Annotated in this window: 23 protein-coding genes; 9 read left to right on the forward strand and 14 right to left on the reverse strand. The window is 28.7% G+C overall.

What is annotated here, in order from left to right:
* Positions 1 to 55: 55 nt before the first annotated feature.
* The gene (gene folK / locus ACJJVK_RS02830) at positions 56 to 1180 is read left to right on the forward strand and encodes a 2-amino-4-hydroxy-6-hydroxymethyldihydropteridine diphosphokinase (RefSeq protein WP_405562931.1); all 1125 of its coding nucleotides are present in this window, start codon (positions 56 to 58) and stop codon (positions 1178 to 1180) included.
* A gap of 4 nt (positions 1181 to 1184) precedes the next feature.
* Here folK and gldC read toward each other — a convergent pair whose 3' ends face one another.
* Together gldC and gldB are read right to left on the reverse strand one after the other, a co-directional pair.
* Entirely contained in the window at positions 1185 to 1520 is a 336-nt protein-coding gene (gldC, locus tag ACJJVK_RS02835; protein ID WP_068362779.1) for a gliding motility protein GldC, read from the reverse strand.
* Entirely contained in the window at positions 1520 to 2479 is a 960-nt protein-coding gene (gene gldB / locus ACJJVK_RS02840; RefSeq protein ID WP_405562934.1) for a gliding motility lipoprotein GldB, read from the reverse strand. The genes gldC and gldB overlap by 1 nt, the downstream gene beginning before the upstream one ends.
* Positions 2480 to 2538: 59 nt before the next feature.
* Between gldB and nadE the strand changes: the two genes are divergently transcribed.
* Positions 2539 to 3327, forward strand: coding sequence for an NAD(+) synthase (nadE, locus tag ACJJVK_RS02845; protein WP_405562937.1), 789 nt, complete (start codon positions 2539 to 2541; stop codon positions 3325 to 3327).
* Between the two features lie 273 nt (positions 3328 to 3600).
* Here the strand turns inward: nadE and ACJJVK_RS02850 are convergent, their stop codons facing one another.
* The 5 genes from ACJJVK_RS02850 to tig form a co-directional block, all read right to left on the reverse strand.
* The gene (locus ACJJVK_RS02850) at positions 3601 to 3732 is read right to left on the reverse strand and encodes a hypothetical protein (protein ID WP_289851788.1); all 132 of its coding nucleotides are present in this window, start codon (positions 3730 to 3732) and stop codon (positions 3601 to 3603) included.
* 272 nt (positions 3733 to 4004) lie between these two features.
* A complete protein-coding gene (gene dnaG / locus ACJJVK_RS02855) occupies positions 4005 to 6023 on the reverse strand; it encodes a DNA primase (RefSeq protein WP_405562941.1) in 2019 nt (672 codons plus the stop codon).
* Positions 6024 to 6230: 207 nt separating this feature from the next.
* The gene (gene clpX, locus ACJJVK_RS02860; RefSeq protein ID WP_215993872.1) at positions 6231 to 7469 is read right to left on the reverse strand and encodes an ATP-dependent Clp protease ATP-binding subunit ClpX; all 1239 of its coding nucleotides are present in this window, start codon (positions 7467 to 7469) and stop codon (positions 6231 to 6233) included.
* Positions 7470 to 7550: 81 nt separating this feature from the next.
* Positions 7551 to 8210, reverse strand: coding sequence for an ATP-dependent Clp endopeptidase proteolytic subunit ClpP (gene clpP / locus ACJJVK_RS02865; protein WP_215993873.1), 660 nt, complete (start codon positions 8208 to 8210; stop codon positions 7551 to 7553).
* A gap of 160 nt (positions 8211 to 8370) precedes the next feature.
* On the reverse strand, positions 8371 to 9696 hold the full coding sequence (gene tig, locus ACJJVK_RS02870) for a trigger factor (protein ID WP_215993874.1): 1326 nt from the start codon (positions 9694 to 9696) through the stop codon (positions 8371 to 8373).
* A 221-nt stretch (positions 9697 to 9917) separates the two neighbouring features.
* Here tig and pyrH point away from each other — a divergent pair, with 221 nt between their 5' ends.
* The 4 genes from pyrH (at position 9918) to ACJJVK_RS02890 (ending at position 14607) form a co-directional block, all read left to right on the forward strand.
* Entirely contained in the window at positions 9918 to 10628 is a 711-nt protein-coding gene (pyrH, locus tag ACJJVK_RS02875; protein ID WP_215993875.1) for a UMP kinase, read from the forward strand.
* Positions 10629 to 10651: 23 nt separating this feature from the next.
* A complete protein-coding gene (gene frr / locus ACJJVK_RS02880) occupies positions 10652 to 11206 on the forward strand; it encodes a ribosome recycling factor (protein WP_215993876.1) in 555 nt (184 codons plus the stop codon).
* Between the two features lie 96 nt (positions 11207 to 11302).
* The gene (locus ACJJVK_RS02885; protein WP_215993877.1) at positions 11303 to 13666 is read left to right on the forward strand and encodes an RND family transporter; all 2364 of its coding nucleotides are present in this window, start codon (positions 11303 to 11305) and stop codon (positions 13664 to 13666) included.
* A 212-nt stretch (positions 13667 to 13878) separates the two neighbouring features.
* On the forward strand, positions 13879 to 14607 hold the full coding sequence (locus ACJJVK_RS02890) for a LuxR C-terminal-related transcriptional regulator (RefSeq protein WP_215993878.1): 729 nt from the start codon (positions 13879 to 13881) through the stop codon (positions 14605 to 14607).
* Positions 14608 to 14617: 10 nt separating this feature from the next.
* Here the strand turns inward: ACJJVK_RS02890 and ACJJVK_RS02895 are convergent, their stop codons facing one another.
* A complete protein-coding gene (locus ACJJVK_RS02895) occupies positions 14618 to 15664 on the reverse strand; it encodes a hypothetical protein (protein WP_405562947.1) in 1047 nt (348 codons plus the stop codon).
* 134 nt (positions 15665 to 15798) lie between these two features.
* Between ACJJVK_RS02895 and asnS the strand changes: the two genes are divergently transcribed.
* From asnS to ACJJVK_RS02910, 3 genes are all read left to right on the forward strand, one after another.
* Entirely contained in the window at positions 15799 to 17232 is a 1434-nt protein-coding gene (gene asnS / locus ACJJVK_RS02900; RefSeq protein ID WP_405562949.1) for an asparagine--tRNA ligase, read from the forward strand.
* An 83-nt stretch (positions 17233 to 17315) separates the two neighbouring features.
* Complete coding sequence (gene rpoN, locus ACJJVK_RS02905; RefSeq protein WP_405562951.1) at positions 17316 to 18773, forward strand: RNA polymerase factor sigma-54; 1458 nt, start codon at positions 17316 to 17318, stop codon at positions 18771 to 18773.
* Entirely contained in the window at positions 18773 to 19372 is a 600-nt protein-coding gene (locus ACJJVK_RS02910) for a hypothetical protein (RefSeq protein ID WP_405562953.1), read from the forward strand. The genes rpoN and ACJJVK_RS02910 overlap by 1 nt, the downstream gene beginning before the upstream one ends.
* Here the strand turns inward: ACJJVK_RS02910 and ACJJVK_RS02915 are convergent.
* The 6 genes from ACJJVK_RS02915 to ACJJVK_RS02940 all read right to left on the reverse strand — a co-directional run bounded on the left by ACJJVK_RS02915 (position 19367) and on the right by ACJJVK_RS02940 (position 23758).
* Entirely contained in the window at positions 19367 to 20041 is a 675-nt protein-coding gene (locus ACJJVK_RS02915) for a porin family protein (protein ID WP_405562955.1), read from the reverse strand. The genes ACJJVK_RS02910 and ACJJVK_RS02915 overlap by 6 nt on opposite strands.
* Before the next feature lie 107 nt (positions 20042 to 20148).
* Positions 20149 to 20613 (reverse strand): ExbD/TolR family protein, encoded by a 465-nt coding sequence (locus tag ACJJVK_RS02920; RefSeq protein WP_405562957.1) that lies wholly within the window; start codon positions 20611 to 20613, stop codon positions 20149 to 20151.
* Between the two features lie 24 nt (positions 20614 to 20637).
* On the reverse strand, positions 20638 to 21282 hold the full coding sequence (locus tag ACJJVK_RS02925; RefSeq protein WP_215993884.1) for a biopolymer transporter ExbD: 645 nt from the start codon (positions 21280 to 21282) through the stop codon (positions 20638 to 20640).
* A 3-nt stretch (positions 21283 to 21285) separates the two neighbouring features.
* Complete coding sequence (locus ACJJVK_RS02930) at positions 21286 to 21750, reverse strand: hypothetical protein (RefSeq protein ID WP_405562960.1); 465 nt, start codon at positions 21748 to 21750, stop codon at positions 21286 to 21288.
* An 8-nt stretch (positions 21751 to 21758) separates the two neighbouring features.
* Positions 21759 to 22481 (reverse strand): MotA/TolQ/ExbB proton channel family protein, encoded by a 723-nt coding sequence (locus ACJJVK_RS02935; RefSeq protein ID WP_405562963.1) that lies wholly within the window; start codon positions 22479 to 22481, stop codon positions 21759 to 21761.
* Between the two features lie 239 nt (positions 22482 to 22720).
* Positions 22721 to 23758 carry an asparaginase gene (locus tag ACJJVK_RS02940; protein WP_405562966.1) on the reverse strand — a complete coding sequence of 346 codons (1038 nt, stop codon included), beginning with the start codon at positions 23756 to 23758 and terminating at the stop codon, positions 22721 to 22723.
* Between the last annotated feature and the right edge of the window lies 1 nt (position 23759).

Here is a 23759-nt window from a genome sequence, read left to right on the forward strand (position 1 = left end):
ATCGCCAATGATAATTGGCGATTTTTTTATGCTTTTTCGTTTCTTTGTGTTTCTTATGAAAATTCAAAGAATTACTTATTTATCTTTAGGAACAAACCAAGGAAACAAATTGGAAAACCTACAAAAAGCAATAGATTTAATTGCTGATAAAATAGGTGCTGTTCTTAAAATTTCTTCAGTTTACAAAACTGCTTCTTGGGGGTTTGATAGCAATGATTTTTATAACACCTGCTTAAAAGTCACAACATATCATCCACCAGAAAAATTGATGCAAATCCTTTTAAAAATTGAAAGTGGTTTGGGTAGAAAACGTAACAATTCAACTGGATATTCTGATAGAAATATAGATATTGATATTTTATTATTCGATGATGAAATTATCTTTTCTAAAACACTAATTGTACCTCACTCTAAAATGCTAGAACGTAAATTTGTGATGGTTCCATTATCAGAAATTGCAGGCTCAATAATTCATCCTATAGAAAAACAAAAAATATCTATTTGTTTACAAAATTGTAGTGATTCTTCTGGAATTTCTTTGGTTAATGAAAAACTAAAACGCCCAATTCCTATCTCAGAAAAATACAATTATATTGCTATTGAAGGCAATATTGGTGCAGGTAAAACATCACTTTCTAAAATGATGTCTGATGAGTTTAATGCAAAAATTGTTTTAGAACGTTTTGCTGATAATCCTTTTTTACCAAAATTTTACGAAGATAAAGAACGTTATGCTTTTCCTTTAGAAATGAGTTTTTTGGCTGATAGATATCAACAATTATCAGACGATTTGGCTCAATTAGATTTGTTTAAAAATTTTGTAGTTTCTGATTATTACATTTTTAAATCTTTAATTTTTGCACAAATCACTTTGCATAAAGATGAATATTTATTGTACAGAAAAATGTTCGATTTGATGTACAAAGAAATTACAAAACCAGATTTGTACGTCTATTTATATCAAAATACAGACAGACTTTTACAAAACATTAAAAAGCGTGGTAGAGATTATGAGCAAAATATAGAAGCTTCTTATCTACAAAAAATACACGATGGCTATAAAAGTTTTATTAGCACGCAGCAAAACTTAAACACCTTAGTAATTGATGTTTCTGAACTTGATTTTGTTAATAATCCTGAAGATTATATAAACATCATCAATCAAATAAAAAATGGTTAAAAACTTACTTTTTAAGCTCTAATTTCTCTGCAAAATAATCACAAAAATCTCGCATTGTTGCACTCATTTTTTGATCGTCTGTTGCTCTTTCAAAAGTATCTGCCATAGAAACTAAAGTTTGATGATAAAATTGTTTCATTTCATCTACAGGCATATCTTTGGTCCACAGATCCATACGTAAAGTATCTTTTTTCTTATGATCCCAAACAGAAATCATAACTGCTTTCGACGTTTCTTTATCAATTCCACCATCTTTTGCAGTCCAAGAAATTGCTTCAGGAACTTTATTTTCGTCTAAACCTATTTTAAATTTTACTTCAGAATTATGTTTAACAGCCATTATCTTTTTGGTTTGTATTTAGATTTTGTGAAGATTATATCTTCATCCATTTTTAATAATTCTTGCAAAGATACATCATTATGTTGCATATAAGAATTAACTATTTGCCAACCTAACCAAACTCCTATTCTTCCTGGAGATAAATTATCTTGCTCTAAATAAAACTTAGAAAAAGGTGCATTATCTAAAAACCTTTGATTCAGTTTAGTGTCTGTGCTAAATAATAATTTTCTGTCTATAAAATACATCCAAACTTGCTCTTCATTTGTTTTTGCCCAATTGAATTTATCATATGAATAGCCCATTTTTTCTTGATCAGAAACTTCTGGTAAATATGCATCTAACAAGTACATTTTTTTACCTTCATAAATCATTTTATCTATGAATCTTCTTTTGTTTGATGGGCGTATTTGCTTTTCAATTATTGCATTTGCAACATCAACAATTATATGTTCTTTAGTATTATTTTCTTTGATGTAATTAGGATAATCTGCATAAAAACTATGTTTATTCCCCAAATAAACATCTAAAGAAACCATCATTAAACTATCTGCATAAATTATCCTATTTTCATAATCTATGTTACTTAAAAGTGTAACTACATTAGGTACTTTAAACTTCGGATTATAATACTTAACGTATTTAAAAAGTGATGAAAATTGTTTTTCTTCAGTATTAAAATCAGCATAAATTTTCTGAGTTTCTAAAAACAACTCTTGTTCATCTTTATCATTTATTTTAACAAATGCTAAACTATCTGTAAATTGATCAGGGAATAAATAAGGGTACTTCTGTTTTACTTTTGATAAAGTTTTTGTTGTTGCATTGTAAAAATCAACATCATATCTCTTTACAGAAAAATCAACTTTTACTTTAGAAACATCAATTTGTTGTTGTTTTTTATCAGAACAAGAAAAAAACAGACAGAAAACCATTAAAACCGCAAATAAAAATCTCATATTCTTTGTATCTTAGTCTTTGAATTAAAGAACGATAAAAATACTAAAATAGTTTATCAATGAATACCGAAAAAGTAGCTGAATACATCATCAATTGGTTAAAAGATTACGCAATTAATGCAAAAGTAAAAGGTTTTGTTGTTGGAGTTTCTGGAGGAATAGATTCTGCATTAACATCAACTTTATGTGCAGAAACAGGCTTACCTACTTTATGTGTAGAAATGCCAATTCATCAAGCAGCAAGTCAGGTTTCTAGAGCTGAAGAACATATTGCACAATTAAAAAAACGCTTTGATAATGTTAATGAAGTTAGAGTAGATTTAACTGCCACTTTTGAAGATTTTAAAAATGTTGTACCAAGCATAGAAGATACTGCAAAAGTAGATTTGTCTTTGGCAAACACTAGAGCAAGAATTAGAATGACTACTTTATATTATTTAGCAGGAATTAATAGTGCTTTGGTTGCAGGAACAGGAAACAAAGTAGAAGATTTTGGTGTTGGTTTTTACACAAAATATGGTGATGGAGGTGTAGATTTAAGTCCGATAGCAGATTTAATGAAGTCTGAAGTTTATGAATTAGCAGCTTATTTAGGTGTGCCAAATTCTATACAAGTTGCACAACCTACAGATGGTTTATTTGGAGATAGCAGAACAGATGAAGACCAAATTGGAGCTTCTTATGATGAACTAGAATGGGCTATGAAAATGCAAAATGAAGGCAAATCTGCAGATGATTTTACAGGTAGAGAGCAAGAAGTATTTAAAATTTATATTAGATTAAACACCATTAATCAGCATAAAATGCAACCTATACCAGTTTGTGAGATTCCAGAAAACTTAAAGTAAATTTGCTGCAACCATTAGCTTTTTTATTTTTTTATAGCTTCGTCTTTTAGATCCTTTAGAAATTTCGAAAGGCAATTTAATTAGAAGATGTGCAATTTTAAAAAAAATTAAAGTTAGTTTCATTTAAATATAGTGTCTATTATTTAGACTCAGATTTAAAAAAATGGTCACAAAATATTTATAACACAAAACTTTTACTAAAAATAAAACATAAAAAAATACCTTAACTTTTAATTTGTTAAGGTATTTTTTTAATGTTTTTTTGGTTACTTATTAAAGTAAGTTAGCAGCAATCATCATTTTTTTAATTCTTACATGAGCTCTTCTTTTAGATCCGTTAGAGATCTCGAAAGGCAAAGAAATGAACATAAAAATGATCTTCAAAATTTGTAATACTTTTTTCATAATAGTCTTTTTACTCTTTTTCGTGCAACAAATGTACACAAAAAGAAATAAATAAGCAGAAATGTATTCATAGGAAAAACCCTGATTTTATAATTTAGCAATATTCTAAATAATTGACTATCAATAAAAGGCAAAATACCAGACCTTAATATGAGTGTATTAACTGGTAAATATTAAGAAATTAGAATACTAATTTTTACAGATTTGATAATGAAAAAGCATTAGGATATTAGAATAACAGTTACAGTTTGTAAATGTTATTAATTTGATAATTACACAACACGATTTAGCTTATCAAAAAGTCTCATTTTTAAATTTGTGTAATTTCTAATAGTTTCTAAATCGATATTAATGGCGCTATTTTCTGTAGCTTCTTTCATTAATTCTTCGATTTTTTCGCCAATTAAAACTCTTCTTAAATTAAAAACAGCATCGTTTACTGCTTTCTTTAAAACCTCTAAGGCACCTGTTACAAAAATATTTTGACCTTCCCAATTACTAAGTTGGTGTTTTTCTTCATCCATTAAAATAGATGTAACCGTATTTGCTATATCAGTATTTTTATGATTGATTAAACCATCAATATCTACTTTTTCTAATTGATTTAATTGATGAATAATTTCGTTATAAATTTCTTGAAAAGTAGTATTTGAAAACTCAATTTCATCATCGTGCAAATGCACATAAATTTCTGCTGAAACTGTATTTAGATATTTTCTAATAGCTATCGTTTCTTTATCATTTTCATCGACATTTACAACTTCTTCTGTAAACTCTACTTCTTCATTACCAAATAAAAGTAAAATTCTTATAATTTCATTTTCTAAAATTGATAATTGATCTACTTTTTGTGTAGAAACAGTATCTGCTACCTTAACCAAGCCCATTTGCGCACTTTCTTGCTGCATAAAATATTCTGGAGGAGGCTCATTGGGATCTTGCTGTGGTGCACTTTGCTTTCTGCTTACTTTCTTACTTTTTTCCTGAATATTTTTCTTTAGTAATTGTGCCAACTCACTAAACAAAACACGCTCTGAAATTTCCATGATTCTAGAACATTCTTGTATGTAAACTTCACGCTGAATAGAATCTGGAATTTTAGAAATACTAGTAACAATATCACGAATTACACTTGCTTTTTTTATAGGATCGTTGTTAGAATCTTTTAAAAGCAAAGACACTTTAAAGTTTATAAAATCTTGAGCAGAGTTTTCTAAATACTCTTTTAATTCTGCATTAGAATGTGCTTTTGCAAAACTATCTGGGTCTTCTCCATCAGGAAACTGAACTACTTTTACGTTCATTCCTTGCTCAAGAATTAAATCTATTCCACGAATAGAAGCTCTAATTCCTGCTGCATCTCCATCAAAAAGAACTGTAATGTTTTTAGTTAATCTGTTTACTAAACGTATTTGATCTGATGTTAAAGCTGTACCTGAAGAAGCCACAACATTCTCTACACCAGATTGGTTAAAAGAAATAACATCTGTATACCCTTCTACTAAAAAACAGTTGTCTTGTTTAGCTATTTCTTTTTTAGCTTGATAAATTCCGTATAGAATTTTACTCTTATGATAAATATCGCTTTCGGGTGAATTTAGATATTTTGCTGCTTTTTTATCAGCAGTTAAAATACGACCACCAAAACCCAAAATACGACCAGACATAGAATGTATAGGAAACATTACTCGACCTTTAAAACGATCGAATTGTTTGTTTTCTTTTACAATTGTTAGTCCTGTAGAAGCCAAATATTTTAAATCGTAACCTTTTTCTAAAGCTGCTTTTGTAAAATTATCCCATTCATCTATACAGTATCCTAAATCGAATTTTTTAATAGTTTCGTCTGTAAAACCTCTTTCTTTAAAATAACTTAAACCTATTGCCTTCCCTAAATTGGAATTCAGCATTGTATTATGAAAATAATCTCTAGCAAAACTAGATACCAAAAACATACTTTCTCTTTCATTTAGCTGAGCTTTTTCTTCTGATGTTTGCTCAGTTTCTTCAATTTCTATATTGTACTTTTTAGCTAACCATTTTATGGCTTCTGGATACGAATAATGTTCGTGTTCCATTAAAAATGAAATGGCATTACCCCCTTTACCTGTAGAGAAATCTTTCCAGATTTGTTTTACTGGAGATACCATAAAAGATGGTGATTTTTCGTCTACAAACGGACTTAATCCTTTAAAGTTACTTCCTGCTTTTTTAAGTTGTACGAATTCACCTATAACCTCTTCTACTCTTGCTGTTTCAAAAACTCGGTCTATGGTACTTCTGGAAATCATTCGTTTATTTCTAAATTTTAAACCCTTCAGGTTTTAAAAACCTGAAGGGTTTTTGTATATTAAAAAGCCTTTTTACTATTTGTTGTTTTTGATAACTTCACTATAAAGTTAGCAATATGCGTTAAGGATTGAAACGACATCCTTTTTTCTTTTTCAGAAAAAAGATATAGTGTAAAGCCTGACCTGAAAGGTAACGCAATAATAAAATTAAGATGCTGCTCTTAACTTCTTTAAAGTGCTGTTAGACAATTTAGATTCTGCATAGTCTTTGGTTACATTAAAAACTTTGTCATCAGAACTTGGTAAATCGAACATTGCATCTGTAAAAATAGCCTCGCATAAAGAACGTAATCCTCTTGCACCTAACTTATACTCTACTGCTTTTTCTACTATGTAATTTAATGCTTCTTCTTCTATTGTAAACTCAACTTCATCCATAATAAACAATTTTGCATATTGTTTAATAATTGAATTTTTAGGCTCAGTTAAAATAGCACGTAACGTTTTGGCATCTAAAGGATTCATATAACTTAAGACAGGTAAACGCCCAATAATTTCTGGTATTAGTCCAAAAGATTTTAAATCTAAAGGTGTAATGTACTGTAATAAGTTTTCTTCATCAATTTTATCATCCTCTAAAGATGCTCCAAAACCAACAGCTTGTCTGTTTAAACGTTTACTTATTAATCTATCAATTCCTGAAAAAGCACCACCTGCAATAAATAAAATATCTTTAGTATCTACCTCTATAAATTTTTGCTCAGGATGTTTTCTACCTCCTTTTGGAGCTACATTTACAACTGCACCTTCTAATAGTTTTAATAAAGCTTGCTGTACTCCTTCTCCAGAAACATCTCTTGTTATGGATGGGTTGTCTCCTTTTCTTGCAATTTTATCTATTTCATCTATAAAAACGATACCTCTTTGCGCTTTTTCTACATCGTAATCTGCAGCTTGTAAAAGTCTACTTAAAATACTTTCTACATCTTCACCAACATAACCTGCTTGTGTTAATACTGTAGCATCTACAATAGAAAATGGCACGTTTAACATTTTTGCAATTGTTCTTGCAACCAATGTTTTACCTGTACCTGTTTCACCAACCAAAACAATGTTCGATTTTTCGATTTCTACTTCATCTTCTGTATTTTTATCTTGTAATAACCTTTTGTAATGATTGTAAACTGCAACTGCCATTGCTCGTTTTGTTTCATTTTGACCAATGATATATTGATCTAAAAAGTCCTTAATTTCTCTTGGCTTTTTTAAGGTTAAATCTTTTGATAAACTACTCGTTTTAGATTCAGAAATTTCTTCTTCTACAATACCATGTGCTTGCTCTATACATTTATCACATATATGAGCATCCATACCAGCAATTAGCAAGTCTGTTTCTGCTTTTTTACGTCCGCAAAATGAGCACTCTAAATTTTCTTCTTTCGACATTTGAATTGGTTTTGGTTTTTAGTTATTGGTTGTTGGGAGAAAGATTTCACCAAACAACTTTAAACCCACAACTTAATGTTATTACTTTCTTGTTAAAATTTCATCGATCATACCATAGGCTTTAGCTTCATCTGCTTTCATCCAGTAATCTCTATCAGAATCATTATGAACTTTTTCTATAGTTTGCCCAGAATGATTTGCAATAATTGCATACAATTCGTCTTTTAACTTTAGGATTTCTCTTGCAGTAATCTCTATATCAGAAGCCTGACCTTGAGCACCACCTAAAGGTTGATGAATCATAATTCTAGAATGTGGTAAGGCAGAACGTTTACCATTTTGACCTGCACACATTAAAACTGCACCCATAGAAGCTGCCATTCCTGTACAAATTGTTGCAACATCTGGTTTTATGAATTGCATAGTATCGTAAATACCTAGACCTGCATAAACGCCTCCTCCTGGAGAATTTATGTAAATAGAAATATCTTTATTAGCATCTACACTTTCTAAAAATAACAATTGTGCTTGTATAATGTTAGCTACTTGATCGTTAATACCTGTACCTAAAAAGATAATTCTATCCATCATTAAACGAGAAAAAACATCCATTTGAGTAATGTTCATTTGGCGTTCTTCCATAATGTATGGAGTTAAACTACTAGTTATTTTGGTATATGCAGTGCTACTAATTCCATGATGTTTTGTAGCATATTTTTCGAACTCTTTTCCGTAATTCATTTCTTGATTCTTTTAAAATATTTGATTTGTAAAGATAAGAACTATTCTCTTAATATTCTGTTACAGTTTTTAGGCAAAAAAACCTGAATTTTTCAATTCAGGTTTTACCTTATTATAAGACAATTCTTCTTTACTAAAGATTATAAAATCTTAATAGAAATTATTTCTTATATGCTTCTTTTACAAACTCTTCGTAAGAAACTTCTTTTGTTTTAAAGTTGATATTCTCTTTAAAGAAAGTCAATAATTTTTGACTAATTAATTGAGATTGTAACTTTTGCGCTTCTTCTTGGTTTTGTAAAATTCTACCAGCAATATCATCCAATTCTTTTTCTTCAGGATTCATGTTACCAAACTGAGCCATTTGAGTTCTGATAAATCCTTTTGCGTAATCTACCAATTCAGCATAATCCAATTTAATATCATTATCTTTCATAAGCTTACCTTCAATTAATTGATAACGTAAACCTTGTTCAGATTTTTTATACTCTTCTGTTGCTTCTTCTGGTGTTAATTGTTTTTCACCAGCAGTTTGTAACCATTTTTGTAAAAATTCAGCAGGTAAATCGAATTTTGTATTTTCTATTAAATACTCTTGTACAGCATTTAATAAATATTGATCTCCTTGTTGCTCGAATTGCTTTTCAGCATCTTCTTTAATTTTTTCTTTTAACTCAGTTACAGTAGAAACGCTACCATCAGCAAATAATTTATCGAATAATTCTTTGTCTAATTCAGCTGGTTCTGTTTTTGTAATCTCTTCTACAGTAAAAGTTACTTTGATATCTAAATCGTGAATTTCATCATGAGAAAGACCTAAAAGATGTTCTAATTTATGATCGTCTTCGAATAATTTCTTAGTCTCTAACTCAACAACATCACCTACTTTAGTACCAATTAATTTCTTTTCGTTTTTCTTACCTTTTAAATCGTTAACTAAAAAAGTACCTTTTTTGTTGATTTCTTTTTCTTCGTTAACAAATGTACCAGTAACATTAGAATGCTCAGTAGCTTCATCTAAAGAACTCATTTTTCCATAACGAGTCTGAATATTTTTAACTTCTTCTTCTAATAATTCATCAGTAGCAACAATATTATATTGCTTTATTTTATTTTTTGCTGATAAATCAATTTCGAATTCTGGAGCTAATCCTAATTCAAATTCAAAAGAAAAAGTTTCTGCATCCCAATTAAAATCTTCTTCAATTCTTGGTAAAGGATTACCTAAAATATCTAATTTTTCTTCTGTTATAAATTTATTTAAAGAATCTTGTAAAAGCTTGTTTACTTCATCAATCATTACAGATTTACCATATTGTTTTTTAACCATTCCCATGGGTACGTGCCCTTTTCTAAAACCAGGAATATCTGCTTTTTTACGGTAATCTGTTAAAACCTCTGTTACTTTTGCTTGATAATCTTCTGCAACAATATCAACTTTTACAACTGCATTTAATGCATCTACGTTCTCTTTTGTAATATTCATTTCTTATTAATCTAGTTCTTAAAAAATCGAGTGCAAAATTAATCAATTAAATTGATTTTACAACTCTTTAAACACTTCTATTTCAGTAATTTCGAATCGTATTTAATTTCTGTAAATAATTAAAAACTAAAACTGTAGCAGTGATTCGTTTATAAATAAAAAAAATACTTAATTTTGCTTAACTAAAATTCTCTATACAGAGGCACAAAAATCAACTAAAAATGCAATATAAAAGAATTCTTTTAAAATTAAGTGGTGAAGCTTTAATGGGCGATAGACAATATGGAATAGACCCAAAACGTCTTGCGGAATATGCTAAAGAAATTAAAGAAGTTGTAGAAAAAGGTATAGAAGTTGCCATTGTAATTGGTGGTGGAAATATTTTTAGAGGTGTTGCAGGTGCTAGTAATGGTATGGATCGTGTACAAGGAGATCATATGGGTATGTTAGCAACTTGTATAAATGGCTTGGCTTTACAGAGTGCTTTAGAAGATGAAGATGTACATACACGTTTACAAACTGCTTTAGAAATTAAAGAAGTTGCTGAGCCTTACATTAAAAGAAAAGCCATTAGACATTTAGAAAAAGGGCGTGTTGTTATTTTTGGTGCTGGTACTGGTAACCCTTATTTTACTACAGATACTGCTGCTGTTTTAAGAGCTATAGAAATTAATGCAGATGCTATTTTAAAAGGAACAAGAGTTGATGGTGTTTATAATACAGACCCAGAAAAAGATAAAAATGCAGTAAAATTTGATTCTATTTCTTTTAAAGATGTTATTACAAAAGGATTAAAAGTAATGGATATGACTGCATTTACTTTAAGTGAAGAAAATAAACTACCAATTATTATTTTTGATATGAATAAAGTTGGAAACTTAATGAAATTAGTTTCTGGAGAAAAAATTGGTACTGTTGTTGATGTTTTATAAAAGAATCTTTAAATTTTAAAAAGATGGATGAAGAAATTGAATTTATTTTAGATAGTGCTAAAGAAGCTATGAATAATGCCATTGAGCATTTAGAAAAAGAATTGCGCTCTATTAGAGCAGGTAAAGCAACACCTGCAATGTTAAGTACAGTTATGGTAGATTACTATGGCTCTCAAACACCTTTAGGGCAAGTGGCAAACGTAAATACACCAGATGCAAGAACATTAAGCATACAACCTTGGGAAAAAAACATGTTACAACCTATAGAAAAAGCAATTCAGATTGCAAATTTAGGTTTAAACCCAATGAATAATGGTGATGTTATTATGATAAACGTACCACCATTAACAGAAGAACGCAGAATTGGTTTAACTAAACAAGCTAAAGCAGAAGCAGAACATGCAAAAGTAGGCGTTAGAAATGCAAGAAAAGATGCCAATAACGACATCAAAAAAACTGATATTTCTGATGATATGAAAAAAAATGCAGAAGCTGATGTGCAAGAGTTAACCAATACCTTCACAAAAAATATTGAAGATATTCTCGTAGTAAAAGAGAAAGAAATAATGACAGTTTAAACTGTATAGAGTTATAAAAAAGAGTGTTTTAAAACACTCTTTTTTTGTTTAAATTCCCTGCAACATTTTAACTACCTTTGCACAAATTTTTTTTAAATGAATTTCTGGACAAAAGTTGCGGGTATTATTTTAAGAAACCGCTACTTGGTTTTATTAGGTATTGCTATCATTACAGGTTTGTTAGCAACGCAAATGAAAAACATTCGATTTTCTCACACAGAAGCCAATCTGTTGCCAGAAAATCATGAAGCAAACATAGAATACAACAAATTCTTAGAAATTTTTGGTGAAGAAGGTAACCTAGTAATTCTTGGTATAAAAGATTCTACTGTTTTTACTCCAGAAAAGTTTAATGCTTGGAATCGTTTGGTAGATCAATTTGATGAACTAGATGAAATAGATTTTACACTTTCTATTGCTGATGTTCAAAAATTAAAAGCAGATAGAAATAAAAGAAAATTTGTACTAGAACCTCTTTATGAAGATGAACCAGAATCATCAGAAGAAGTTTTAGAAATAAAAAAACAACTTTTCGAAAAACTACCTTTTTACGACAACTTACTTTTTAATAAAGAAACAGGTACTTTACAAACTGCAATTTATATCAATAAAGAAATAATAAATACGCCAAAACGTAAAAACTTTATTTTTGATAGTCTTATCCCTATTGTAGAAAAATTTGAAAAAGATAATAATGTAGATGTACGCATATCTGGTATGCCTTATATTAGAACTTTAAATGCGCAAAATATTCAAGACGAAATTTTATTATTTGTTTTAGGCGCTTTAGTTATTACTGCTATTATATTCTTTTTCTTTTTTAGATCTTTTAGAGCTACTTTTATTACACTTCTAGTTGTATTAATTGGGGTTACTTGGGCTTTTGGTTTTATTGGTTGGTTTAACTATGAAATTACGGTTTTATCAGCTTTAATTCCGCCATTAATTATTGTAATTGGTGTGCCAAATGCAGTATTCTTGATTAATAAATATCAACAAGAAATAAAAAAACATGGTAACCAAGCTAAATCTTTACAGCGAGTAATTTCTAAAATTGGTAATGCTACTTTAATGACCAACATTACAACTGCATCTGGTTTTGCAACCTTTGTTTTTGTTAAAAGTAATTTACTTCGTGAATTCGGAATTTTAGCATCCGTAAACATCATCAGTATTTTTATTCTTGCTTTATTGATTATACCAATCATTTATAGCTTTATGCCTCATCCAAAGAAAAAACATTTAAACCATCTAGAAAGAAGATGGATTGAAAATGTGGTAAACTGGATGGAAAAAATGGTAAGAGAACAAAGAATAACTGTTTATTTTGCAACAGTTATCTTTATTGTATTAAGTATAATTGGTGTTTATAAAATTAGAGTTTCTGGTAGTTTAATAGAAGATATGCCTAAAAGCATGGGCTTTTATAAAGACATAAAGTTTTTTGAAAATGAATTTGGAGGTATAATGCCTCTAGAAATTTTAATTGACACCAAAAAAGATAAAGGAGTAATGAAATTATCTACCTTAAAAAAGATGGATAAAATTAATGAAGCTATTGAATCTTTTCCTGAACTATCTAAGCCAATTTCTGTAGTAAATCTTGTTAAATACTCAAAACAAGCTTATTACAAAGGAAACCCAAAATACTATCAATTACCAACAAGTCAAGAACAAGGTTATATTTTTTCATATACAAAAAACACAAATAGCGATGCTGGTTTGTTAAAGAATTTTGTTGATTCTACAGGACGTTATGCAAGAATAACGACTTATATGAAAGATATTGGTACAGATAAAATGGACATAATTCAAGAGCGATTAAAGGCTGTTGTTAATAAAGAATTTTCATCAGAAAAATACGAAGTTTCTTTTACTGGTAAAGCTTTGGTTTTTATAAAAGGAACCAATTATTTAATTACAAACTTAGTTCTGTCTTTATCATTAGCCATCTTTTTAATTGCAATTTTTATGGCTTGGATGTTTAGATCACCTCAAATGATTTTAATTTCTTTACTGCCAAATATTTTACCTTTATTAATAACTGCTGGTTTAATGGGCTTTTTTGATATACCAATAAAACCATCTACAATATTAGTTTTTAGCATTGCTTTTGGTATTTCTGTGGATGATACAATTCACTTTTTAGCAAAATACAGACAAGAATTAATCGCAAATAAATGGAGAATAAAACCTTCTGTATATGCTGCCTTAAAAGAAACTGGTGTAAGTATGTTTTATACTTCTATCGTTTTGTTTTTCGGTTTCTTAACTTTTACCTTATCTAGTTTTGGAGGCACAATTGCTTTAGGTGGTTTGGTTTCTGTAACTTTACTTTTAGCAATGGTTTCTAACTTACTGCTACTACCTTCATTACTATTAACATTTGAGAAAAAAATAGCCAATAAAAAGGTATTTAAAGAACCTAAGATGAAAATTATTCCTCCTAAGGAAGAATAGCCTATAAAAGGAAAAAGCCTTTATTAAATTATTACATTTAATAAAGGCTTATTCTAGAATTAAATTAGGGGGACTAACTTTTTTTTAAAACAATTATCCCTTTTCATAGCAATTTTGGAATCTAAACAAACATTCTTTTTCATAACAAATTTAGCAAAGTATTAAGAAAAAATCAACTGTGTTATTTCGCAGTTTTCGTTAAATTTACGAATATGAAAGAGAGTTTTGGGAAATACACAAGAGAAAGGGTGTCAGATATCCCTTTTGATATCAAAGACCCAACCTATAAAGAGTACAAAGAAAAAGTACCTCAATTTGTAGGTCAGGCTATATACATATATTCCTTTGTAAAAGAAAGAATGGTTTATGCTTATGGCTGGGAAGATTTATTAGGCTATAAAGACGAAGAAATTACTCTACTAAAAATAATAAGTAGTTCATCTAAAAGACATTTTAATTTCTCTAGCGAATTAAATGACAAAGCCTTACAATTTCTAAAAACCAAAAAAAAAGATTTAGACAAATATAGTTTTACCATTGAAGTTGAAAAAATTCATAAAAATGGAGAAACTATTCCTTTATTTTCTAGAGTTGGTGTTTACAAGTCTTACAATGGAAACATATTAGAAGTTATAGGTATTTCTGAAAAAATCCATACCAGAAAACTAGGCAATGTTATGCAATATGCAGCTTTTGGACCAGAAAAAGATGGCTTTGAAGATACTTTAAACGATCAATTATTTAATGAATTAGGTATTTCTAGAAAAGAAAAAGAAGCCTTAGAATTAGCATCTAAAGGATTTGCCTTTAAAGAAATAGCTTCAAAACTAGGAGTTAGCCAATCAGCTATAGAAAAAAGAATAATACCATTATACAAACGTTTTAATGTAAAAAGTTTACCACATTTAATCAGTTTTGCATATGACAACTATATTTTATAGAAACAATAATTTAAATAAGATTTATTTTTGAAATTTTATTTTCTTCAACACCAATTTTTAACAACATTTGTTTCCATTTATCTTTTTCATCAATATCTAAATTTTGTTTGCTACCTAAAACCCAAATCACATTTTTATTTTTTAAAATTTCTCTATTCTTCTTGTTTTCGTGCTGTAAAGTATCAATGAAACCTAATAATTTTTCTGGTGATATTAATTCATCTTCTATTGGTTCACTTGGGTTTATATCATCTATCATTAAAAAATCGGTTGTCCTCCAATTCCAAATTTCATAAGTTTCTAATTCATCATCTTCATCAAAAAAATAATTAAAAATTTTAATTGCATTTACATACAAACTACAATTATTTTTAATGCTTAACTCATTTAAAACGCCAACTCCCAAGCTTGTTTTACCCGAACCAAAATTGCCATAAATTAATAAATGATTTCCTTCTCCTTTTTTTGAGTTTAAAAAACTTTCAACTTTTAATTTATCATCTCTATTAATATTAAAATCCCATTGACTTAATCGAAATTGAAAAGGAAATTTTGCATAAACCTGATACATTTTTGTGATATACCAATATCTTGAAGCAAAAAGTAAATAAATACTTAAAAGAATTATAAAAATAATAACATAAACATTTTCATCTTTTATAATTGATAAACAAAATAAAAATGCACCTAAAGTAAAAAAACAAACATCTGTAAATGTATCAAAAGCAACATTACCCCATTTTGGTTTAAATGTATAATTGGATTTTTTGGGAATGAAAATAATATTTGAATCAGATTCTTTTTTGCTCAACAATGGTCCTAAAAAATTATAAATTTCGAAAAGTAACCAGGCCAAAGAAACATAAGTTGCCCCATCAATAACATCGATCTTAAAAAATTGAAATAAAATAAAAGTAGGTATAAACCCTAATGAAATATGCCCAAATTGATTGGCAAGCCAAGCATAAGTTAATGTAATACCCCTGTAAGAATCTTTCCCAATTAAATCTGCTTTTAATTGTTTTAGAATTTTATTGAATGGAATTGTTTTTTTCATAGTAATTTTTATAATTCAAAGATAATTTTTTTTATCTTTTTTAAATTTCAAGAAAAAACCACTGCATATTTTACTACAAAAAAAGTATATTTACATTTCAGTAAATTTTATAGTAAATCAAAGAATAGTAAAATATGACAGAGAAAAACGTTGCCGAAATTTTAAAAACGGATTCTGTTTTACAGGAAGTACAATTAAAAGGTTGGGTAAGAACTTTTAGGAGTAATAGATTTATAGCACTAAATGACGGCTCTACTATAAAAAACATTCAATGCGTTATTGATTTTGAAAATACAGATGAGAATACTCTTAAAAGAATTACTACTGGAGCAGCAATTGCTGTTAAAGGAACTGTGGTAGAAAGTCAAGGAAGAGGACAAACTGTAGAAATACAAGTTTCTGAAATTGAAATTTTAGGAGACTCAAATCCAGATGAATACCCTATTCAGCCAAAAAAACATAGTTTCGAATTTTTAAGAGAAAATGCACATTTACGTATGCGAACAAATACGTTTAGTGCTGTTATGCGTGTGCGTTCAAAATTATCTTTTGCAGTACACAAGTATTTTCAAGAAAATGGTTTTAATTATGTAAATACACCTATTATAACAGGTTCAGATGCAGAAGGCGCAGGAGAAATGTTTAGAGTTACTAATTTCGAAGACAATAAAGCACCTTTAACAGAAGATGGAAAAATAGATTATTCAAAAGACTTTTTTGGTAAAGAAACCAATTTGACAGTTTCTGGCCAATTAGAGGCAGAAACTTTTGCTATGTCTTTAGGTAAAGCTTATACTTTTGGCCCTACTTTTAGAGCAGAAAATTCAAATACCACACGTCATTTAGCAGAATTTTGGATGATAGAACCAGAAGTCGCTTTTATGGATTTAGATGGTAATATGGATTTGGCAGAAGATTTTATAAAATCTGTTATTAATGATGTTTTAGAAAATTGTAAAGACGATTTAGCCTTTTTAGATCAACGTTTAACAAAAGAAGAAAAAAGTAAACCACAAGCTCAAAGAAGCGAAATGAGTTTATTAGAAAAATTAAAATTTGTAGTTGATAACAACTTTAAACGTGTTTCTTACACAGAAGCCATAGACATTTTAAGAAACTCTAAACCCAACAAAAAGAAAAAATTTCAGTTTCCCATTACAGATTGGGGAGCAGATCTACAATCAGAGCATGAGCGTTTTTTGGTAGAAAAACATTTTAAATGTCCAGTAATTTTGTTTGATTATCCTGCAAATATAAAAGCATTTTACATGCGTTTAAATGATGATGGAAAAACAGTTAGAGCTATGGATGTTCTTTTTCCAGGAATTGGTGAAATTGTTGGTGGCTCACAAAGAGAAGAACGTTATGACGTTTTAGTTGATAAAATGAAAGCTTTAGATATTGAAGAACAAGAATTATGGTGGTATTTAGATTTACGTAAATATGGTACTGCAGTTCATTCTGGTTTTGGACTTGGTTTTGAAAGGTTAGTACAATTTACAACAGGTATGAGTAATATTAGAGATGTAATTCCTTTTCCAAGAACTCCACAAAACGCAGAGTTTTAATAAAAACTTAAATTAAGTATTCAAATCGTCATTCCTAAAAAGAATGACGATTTTATTTTAATCGATTTCTTATATTTGTTTCTATGCTAAAACAAAGTTTACAATACAAACTACTTCAAAAATTATCTCCTCAACAAATTCAGTTGATGAAATTAATTCAATTGCCCACACAAGCCTTTGAAGAACGTTTAAAGCAAGAAATTGAAGAAAACCCAGCTTTAGACACTGGTAAAGATGAATCTGATACTTTTGATGAAGATTTATCTAACGAATATGATGATGCTGGTACAGAAAAAATAGATGCAGAAGATATTAATATTGATGAGTATTTGAGTGATGATGAAATACCTAACTATAAAACTCAAGCAAATAATTACTCATCTGATGATGAAGAAAAGAATGTACCTTATGCTGCAGGAACAAGTTTTCATCAATCTTTAAAAAATCAATTAAACACTTATAGTTTAGATGATGATGAACGTGCAATTGCAGAATTTTTAGTCGGTAGTATTGATGATAGTGGCTACATTAGAAGAGAAATTATAGATTTAGTTGATGACTTAGCTTTTACCGCCAATATTTTTACATCCGAAGAAAAAGTAATTTCTGTATTAAAAAAAGCAGTTCATACTTTAGATCCTATTGGAGTTGGTGCAAGAGATTTAAAAGAGTGCTTAATAATACAATTAAAAGCAAAAAACAGTAATAAAACTAGAAGTCTAGCAATTGATGTTTTAGAAAATGCATTTGATCATTTTGTAAAAAAACACTACAAAAAACTACAAGAAAAGTTTAATATTTCTGAAGAAGAATTAAAAGAAGTTAATAAAGAAATTTCAAAATTAAACCCAAAACCTGGTAGTTCTTATGCTGGTAATAATAAAATTGCAGAACAAATTGTACCAGATTTTTCTATAAAAATAACTGATGGTGAATTAGATTTAACCTTAAACTCTAGAAATGCACCAGAGTTACACGTTTCTAGAGAGTATAATAATATGCTAAAAGGTTATAAGGAATCTAATACAAAAAGTAAATCTCAAAAAGATGCTGTGTTTTTTATCAAACAGAAACTAGATGCTGCAAAATGGTTTATAGATGCTATTAAACAGCGCCAGCAAACACTTTTGGTTACTATGAACACCATAATGCATTATCAATATGATTATTTTTTAACAGGTGATGAGCGCAAGTTAAAACCAATGATTTTAAAAGATATTGCAGATAAAATTAATATGGATGTTTCTACAGTTTCTAGAGTAGCAAACAGCAAATATGTTTCTACACCTTATGGAACAAAATTGATTAAAGAATTCTTCTCAGAGTCTATGAAGAATGATCAAGGTGAAGATGTTTCTACTAAAGAAATAAAAAAAATTCTAGAAACAGTAATTGCTGAAGAAAACAAAAAGAAACCTCTAACTGATGAAAAATTGTCGAAAATTTTAAAAGAAAAAGGTTACCCTATTGCAAGAAGAACAGTTGCTAAATATCGTGAACAGTTAGATTTACCTGTGGCTCGTTTACGTAAAGAAATTTAGTGAGTTTTCACAAGTTCATATCAACAATTTTACATCCTATTGTAACACCAACATTAGGGGTTATGTTGTATTTTCTATTGATACCAATTAACTTAAGTAGCGATAAAAAATTTAGTGTTTTAAGCTTAATATTTATTTCATCCTATCTAATTCCACTTTTAGTTTTGGTACTTTTAAAGAAATTTAAGCTTATTAAAAATTTTCAGACAGAAAGTATTAAAGAAAGAAAATTACCTGTTGCTTTAATGATATTTTTATTTTATTTTTTAGGAAATACAATGAATAACCTTTCAAGTTTAAGAGAATTATCATTATTATTTTATGCTACTTCTATAGGTTTAATAATAATATACATTCTATTCTTTTTTAAAATTAAAGCAAGTATTCATTTATTATCTATAAGTATACCTACAGGCTTTTTCTTGGTTTTAAGCACTAACAATTCACAATCTTATATCATTGTAATTATAATATTAATATTACTCTCTGGTATTTTAGCAAGTGCTAGATTACATTTAAAGGCTCACAACAAAAAAGAAGTATATATTGGTTTTTTTCTAGGGATGATTATTCCTATTTTATTAAATTATATCTTATAATATATAAAATATAAGTCCAAATTTAAGAATACTAGAATTAATATCTTCTCCATTAAAGGTTGCACTTTCAAAAACTGGTGTTAAGCTGTAAAAAATATTAATATTAAATTCATCAAACCCAGCAGAAAGTGTTAAGCCATATTGAAATTGATTATATGAACTAACATTTTTATATGTAAAAACAGTTGAATTTTCTTCAAACTCAAATTTATTAGAAAGATTGTATAAAAACTTTACACCACCATAAATTCTCCAAAAGTTATATTTCTTTGCTGTTGATGTTCTCCATCTTAGCTCTAAAGGAAACTCTAAACTATGTGTTTTAAAAAGATTTGAAGTTAAAGAACTACCATCACTAAAACTTGTAATATTATTAAATTCTTCTACTTTTAACTCATGGTTGTAGAAATCAAATCCATAACCTACACCAAATGCTATTGCAACATTTCCTTTTTTATTTAAGGTAAAATCTTTTATAAAACCAAAAGATAATGCATAAGAAAAACCACTTCTACTTATACCTTCTGGTTGATCAAAAAATTGAGCATAAGAAATAGAAGTATAAATTTGATCTTCTGCATATCTATCTCCTAATTGCAAAGAATCTTTTTGAGCATAAACATTAAGACTAAAGAATAAAAATAATGCAAAATAAATAATGTTTTTCATATTTAAATAACAAATATTAAATATACAATTTAATTAAAATATCTTCTTTAAACCCAAAAAAGGGTTAATTCTTAAGAATTAACCCTTTTATATAATTTTCTGTACTACTAATTAGCAGGTGCAGTAGAAGAATAGTTAATTTTAAGAGCATTAACATCTCTTAATTTTAATCTAATATCTATAATTGTACCTACATTAGATTCTTTATCTGCCTTTATAGAAGTTGTCATAAAAGGATGCAAAGCTTCTGCTAATTTATCTCTTTTACTAAAAATAAAAGCAGGAACTTGATCTGCACTAGAAATTTTATCATTTAGCTGAATCTTGTTATAACCTACACCATCTCTATTAGGATCTTTAGATTTACCAACATAGATAGTACTAACCAAACTTTTATCTTCTAACTTTTTAATTTCAGTAGCACTTGGTAATCTTGGATTTTCAATTACTAGATTCGTTTCTCTCATAGTAGTAGTTACCATGAAGAAGAATAATAACATAAAAACGATATCTGGTAATGCAGCTGTATTTACAGCAGGAATCCCTTTTTTCTTTTTTCTAAATTTAGACATAGTTTTGTTTTAAATTTAAATTAATTATGAGGTTGGCTCAGCATCAGAAATAATTTGAGGATATGCAGTTTTGATATCTTCAACTTTTTTTCTTAAGGCATCAACTTGATTCAAACCTTCTGAACTCTTTTTAGCGTCTTTAAAAGATTCTTCTAATTCGTCGAAAGTAATTCCATAACGTTGTTTAGACAATCTGTTTCTTAATTCGCTGTAAGCTCTTAATAATTCGTTCTGAACCTCAATATACGTTCCATAACCTGTACCTCTATCACTCTGAACAGAAATAATTGCTTTATTTGGGTGATCTGAAGAATCATCACTTCTATCACCTTGACAATAATCACATGCTTTACCAGGAGTACCATTTTCACTAGGTTTACCTATTCCACCACCATTATCTATAAATTTAACAGCGGCATCTTTAATATCTTTAATTTCCATACGTTCTCCTTCTACAAGAAGTTCGTTATTTCTATTAATGTTTACTTCAAAGATATTTTTCTCTTTAATTACAGGAGGAACGTAGTCTGCTGGCGGTTTTTCTGATAACTTCTTAGAGACACCTGAATCTACATTCATTGTTGTGGTTACTAAGAAGAAAATTAATAACAGAAAAGCAATGTCTGCCATAGAACCTGCGTTAATTTCTGGATTTTCTCTTCTTGCCATATATTATGATTTAACTAATCCTTTTAATAAATCCCAAACAAAAAAACCGCTTGCAATTACACCTAAAATAACACTGTACCAAATACCAGCACCTACCCATTGATTTACAGAAGAACCTTCTTCACCACCAGGCAAAATACCAATTCCGTTTGCATCATATACAGCTTCGCTGTCTGATAAGAAATATGCGATTACTAAAAGAACAGCTAAAACAGCTAAACCTCCCAAGGTTTTCTTTAAGTTCTCTGGATTTCTTACTAAACTAAATAAAGAAAGACCAATTGTTATTACTACACCAGCTATAAACAACCAAGTAGAATAATATATTAGAGGACTAACAACACTGTTAGCTACATCTACGTCATTTTCAATTGCGTCAGCATCTTCCATAAATATTCTTATGAAAAGGATACCTCCAATTATAGCAATTGCAGCAATGAAAATACTTAAAATTTTATTACTTTTCATATTGAATATTATTTTTTATACTTAACTAATAAATCTATCAAAGAGATAGACGCGTCTTCCATATTGTTTACAATACTATCGATTTTTGCAACAATGTAATTATAAAAAATTTGAAGAATAATAGCCACAATTAAACCAAATACTGTTGTTAATAAGGCTACTTTAATACCACCTGCAACTACTGCTGGAGAGATATCATTTGCTACAGCAATGTCGTTAAATGCTCCAATCATACCAATTACAGTACCCATGAAACCTAACATTGGTGCTAATGCAATAAATAAAGAAATCCAAGAAACGTTTTTCTCTAATTGACCCATTTGAACTCCACCATAAGAAACTACAGCTTTTTCTGCTTCTTCTACACCTTCATCAACTCTATCTAAACCTTGATAAAAAATAGATGCAACTGGCCCTTTTGTATTTCTACAAACTTCTTTAGCAGCTTCTACACCACCAGAACTTAAAGCGTCATCTACATTTGCTAATAATTTTTTAGTATTAGTTGTAGCCATATTTAAATAAATAATTCTTTCAATGGCAATAGCTAATCCTAAAATTAAAGCTACTAATACAATTCCCATAAATCCTGGTCCACCATCAATAAAGTTTTTCTTTAATATTTGGTGAAACGTTTGTGATTCTGTTGCTGCTTCTTGAGCAAAAGAGGATTGTACAGCTCCAAAAAACATAAATCCTGTTACAGATAAGACATTTACTACTTTTTTCATCTTAGTTATAAATTAATTTTAATAGTTAACGGGTTAAAGATATAAATTTTCATCTCAAAAACAGAAAATAAAAAGCATTTTATCTATTTTTTACTAACAACAGCTTCATTTTCGTTTAAGAGACTGCCAAGTAACAAAAAATGTTATGCATAAAAAAATTTTTTTGCGCTATTTCTCGGTTTTAACACGTTTTATTCTAGAAAAAATGGAGTTCGCAAAAATCTTTACTAAAATTTTAGTTATTCATTAGTTATTTCTCCCCTAATGGATTGTTCAAAATAGGTTGTAAATTCATTTAAAGGTAAATTTTCATTCAAAAGATACATTAATTTTGCTACTGCAGATTCTGTAGTTATGTCTTTTCCGCTAATAACACCTATTTCTTTTAAAATTAAACTAGTTTCATAATGACCTTGCACTACACTACCTCCTGAGCATTGTGTAACATTTACAATTCTTATATTTTTAGAAATTGCTTTTTTCAACAACTCTAAAAACCAAAGTTCGTTTGGTGCATTACCTGCTCCATAAGTTTCTATAATTACTCCTTTTAAATCATCAATATTTAAAATACTTTGCACAACTCTTTTTGTAATACCTGGAAACAGTTTTAAAACAACAATGTCATTCACCAATTCCTTTCTAACTACAAGCTCCTTTTCTATTTCTGATGGCTTACTAATATAATATTGGTTAAAATTCAAATTAACGCCACTTTCTGCCAAAGGCGGATAATTCATAGAAGTAAATGCTTCAAATTGCTCTGCATTTATTTTTGTTGTTCTATTTGCCCTATAAAGTTTATATTCAAAATACAAACAAACTTCAGAAATAATAGGTTTATTGTTTTTTTGACAACAAGCAATTTCTATAGAGGTAATTAAATTTTCTTTAGCATCTGTTCGTAAATCACCAATTGGTAGTTGAGAACCTGTAAAAATTATAGGTTTTTGCAAGTTTTCTAACATAAAACTAATTGCTGACGATATATAAGACATGGTATCTGAACCTGTAAGTATTACAAAACCATCGAACTTTTTGTAATTTTCTTCTATGGTTTCTGCAATTTCTTTATAATATAAGGTATTCATATTAGAAGAATCCATTGGTTCTTCAAAAGAAATTGTTTCAATATTACAATTTAATTGTTCTAATTCTGGAATTTTATTTACTATCTGACTAAAATCAAAAGCCTTTAGAGCATTTGTTTTATAATCTTTAATCATACCAATGGTACCTCCTGTATAAACAATTAAAATGTTTGGTTTCTTTGCCATA

Origin of the sequence: Polaribacter sp. Asnod6-C07 (assembly GCF_045063625.1) — a bacterium.
Lineage (GTDB): Bacteria > Bacteroidota > Bacteroidia > Flavobacteriales > Flavobacteriaceae > Polaribacter > Polaribacter vadi_A.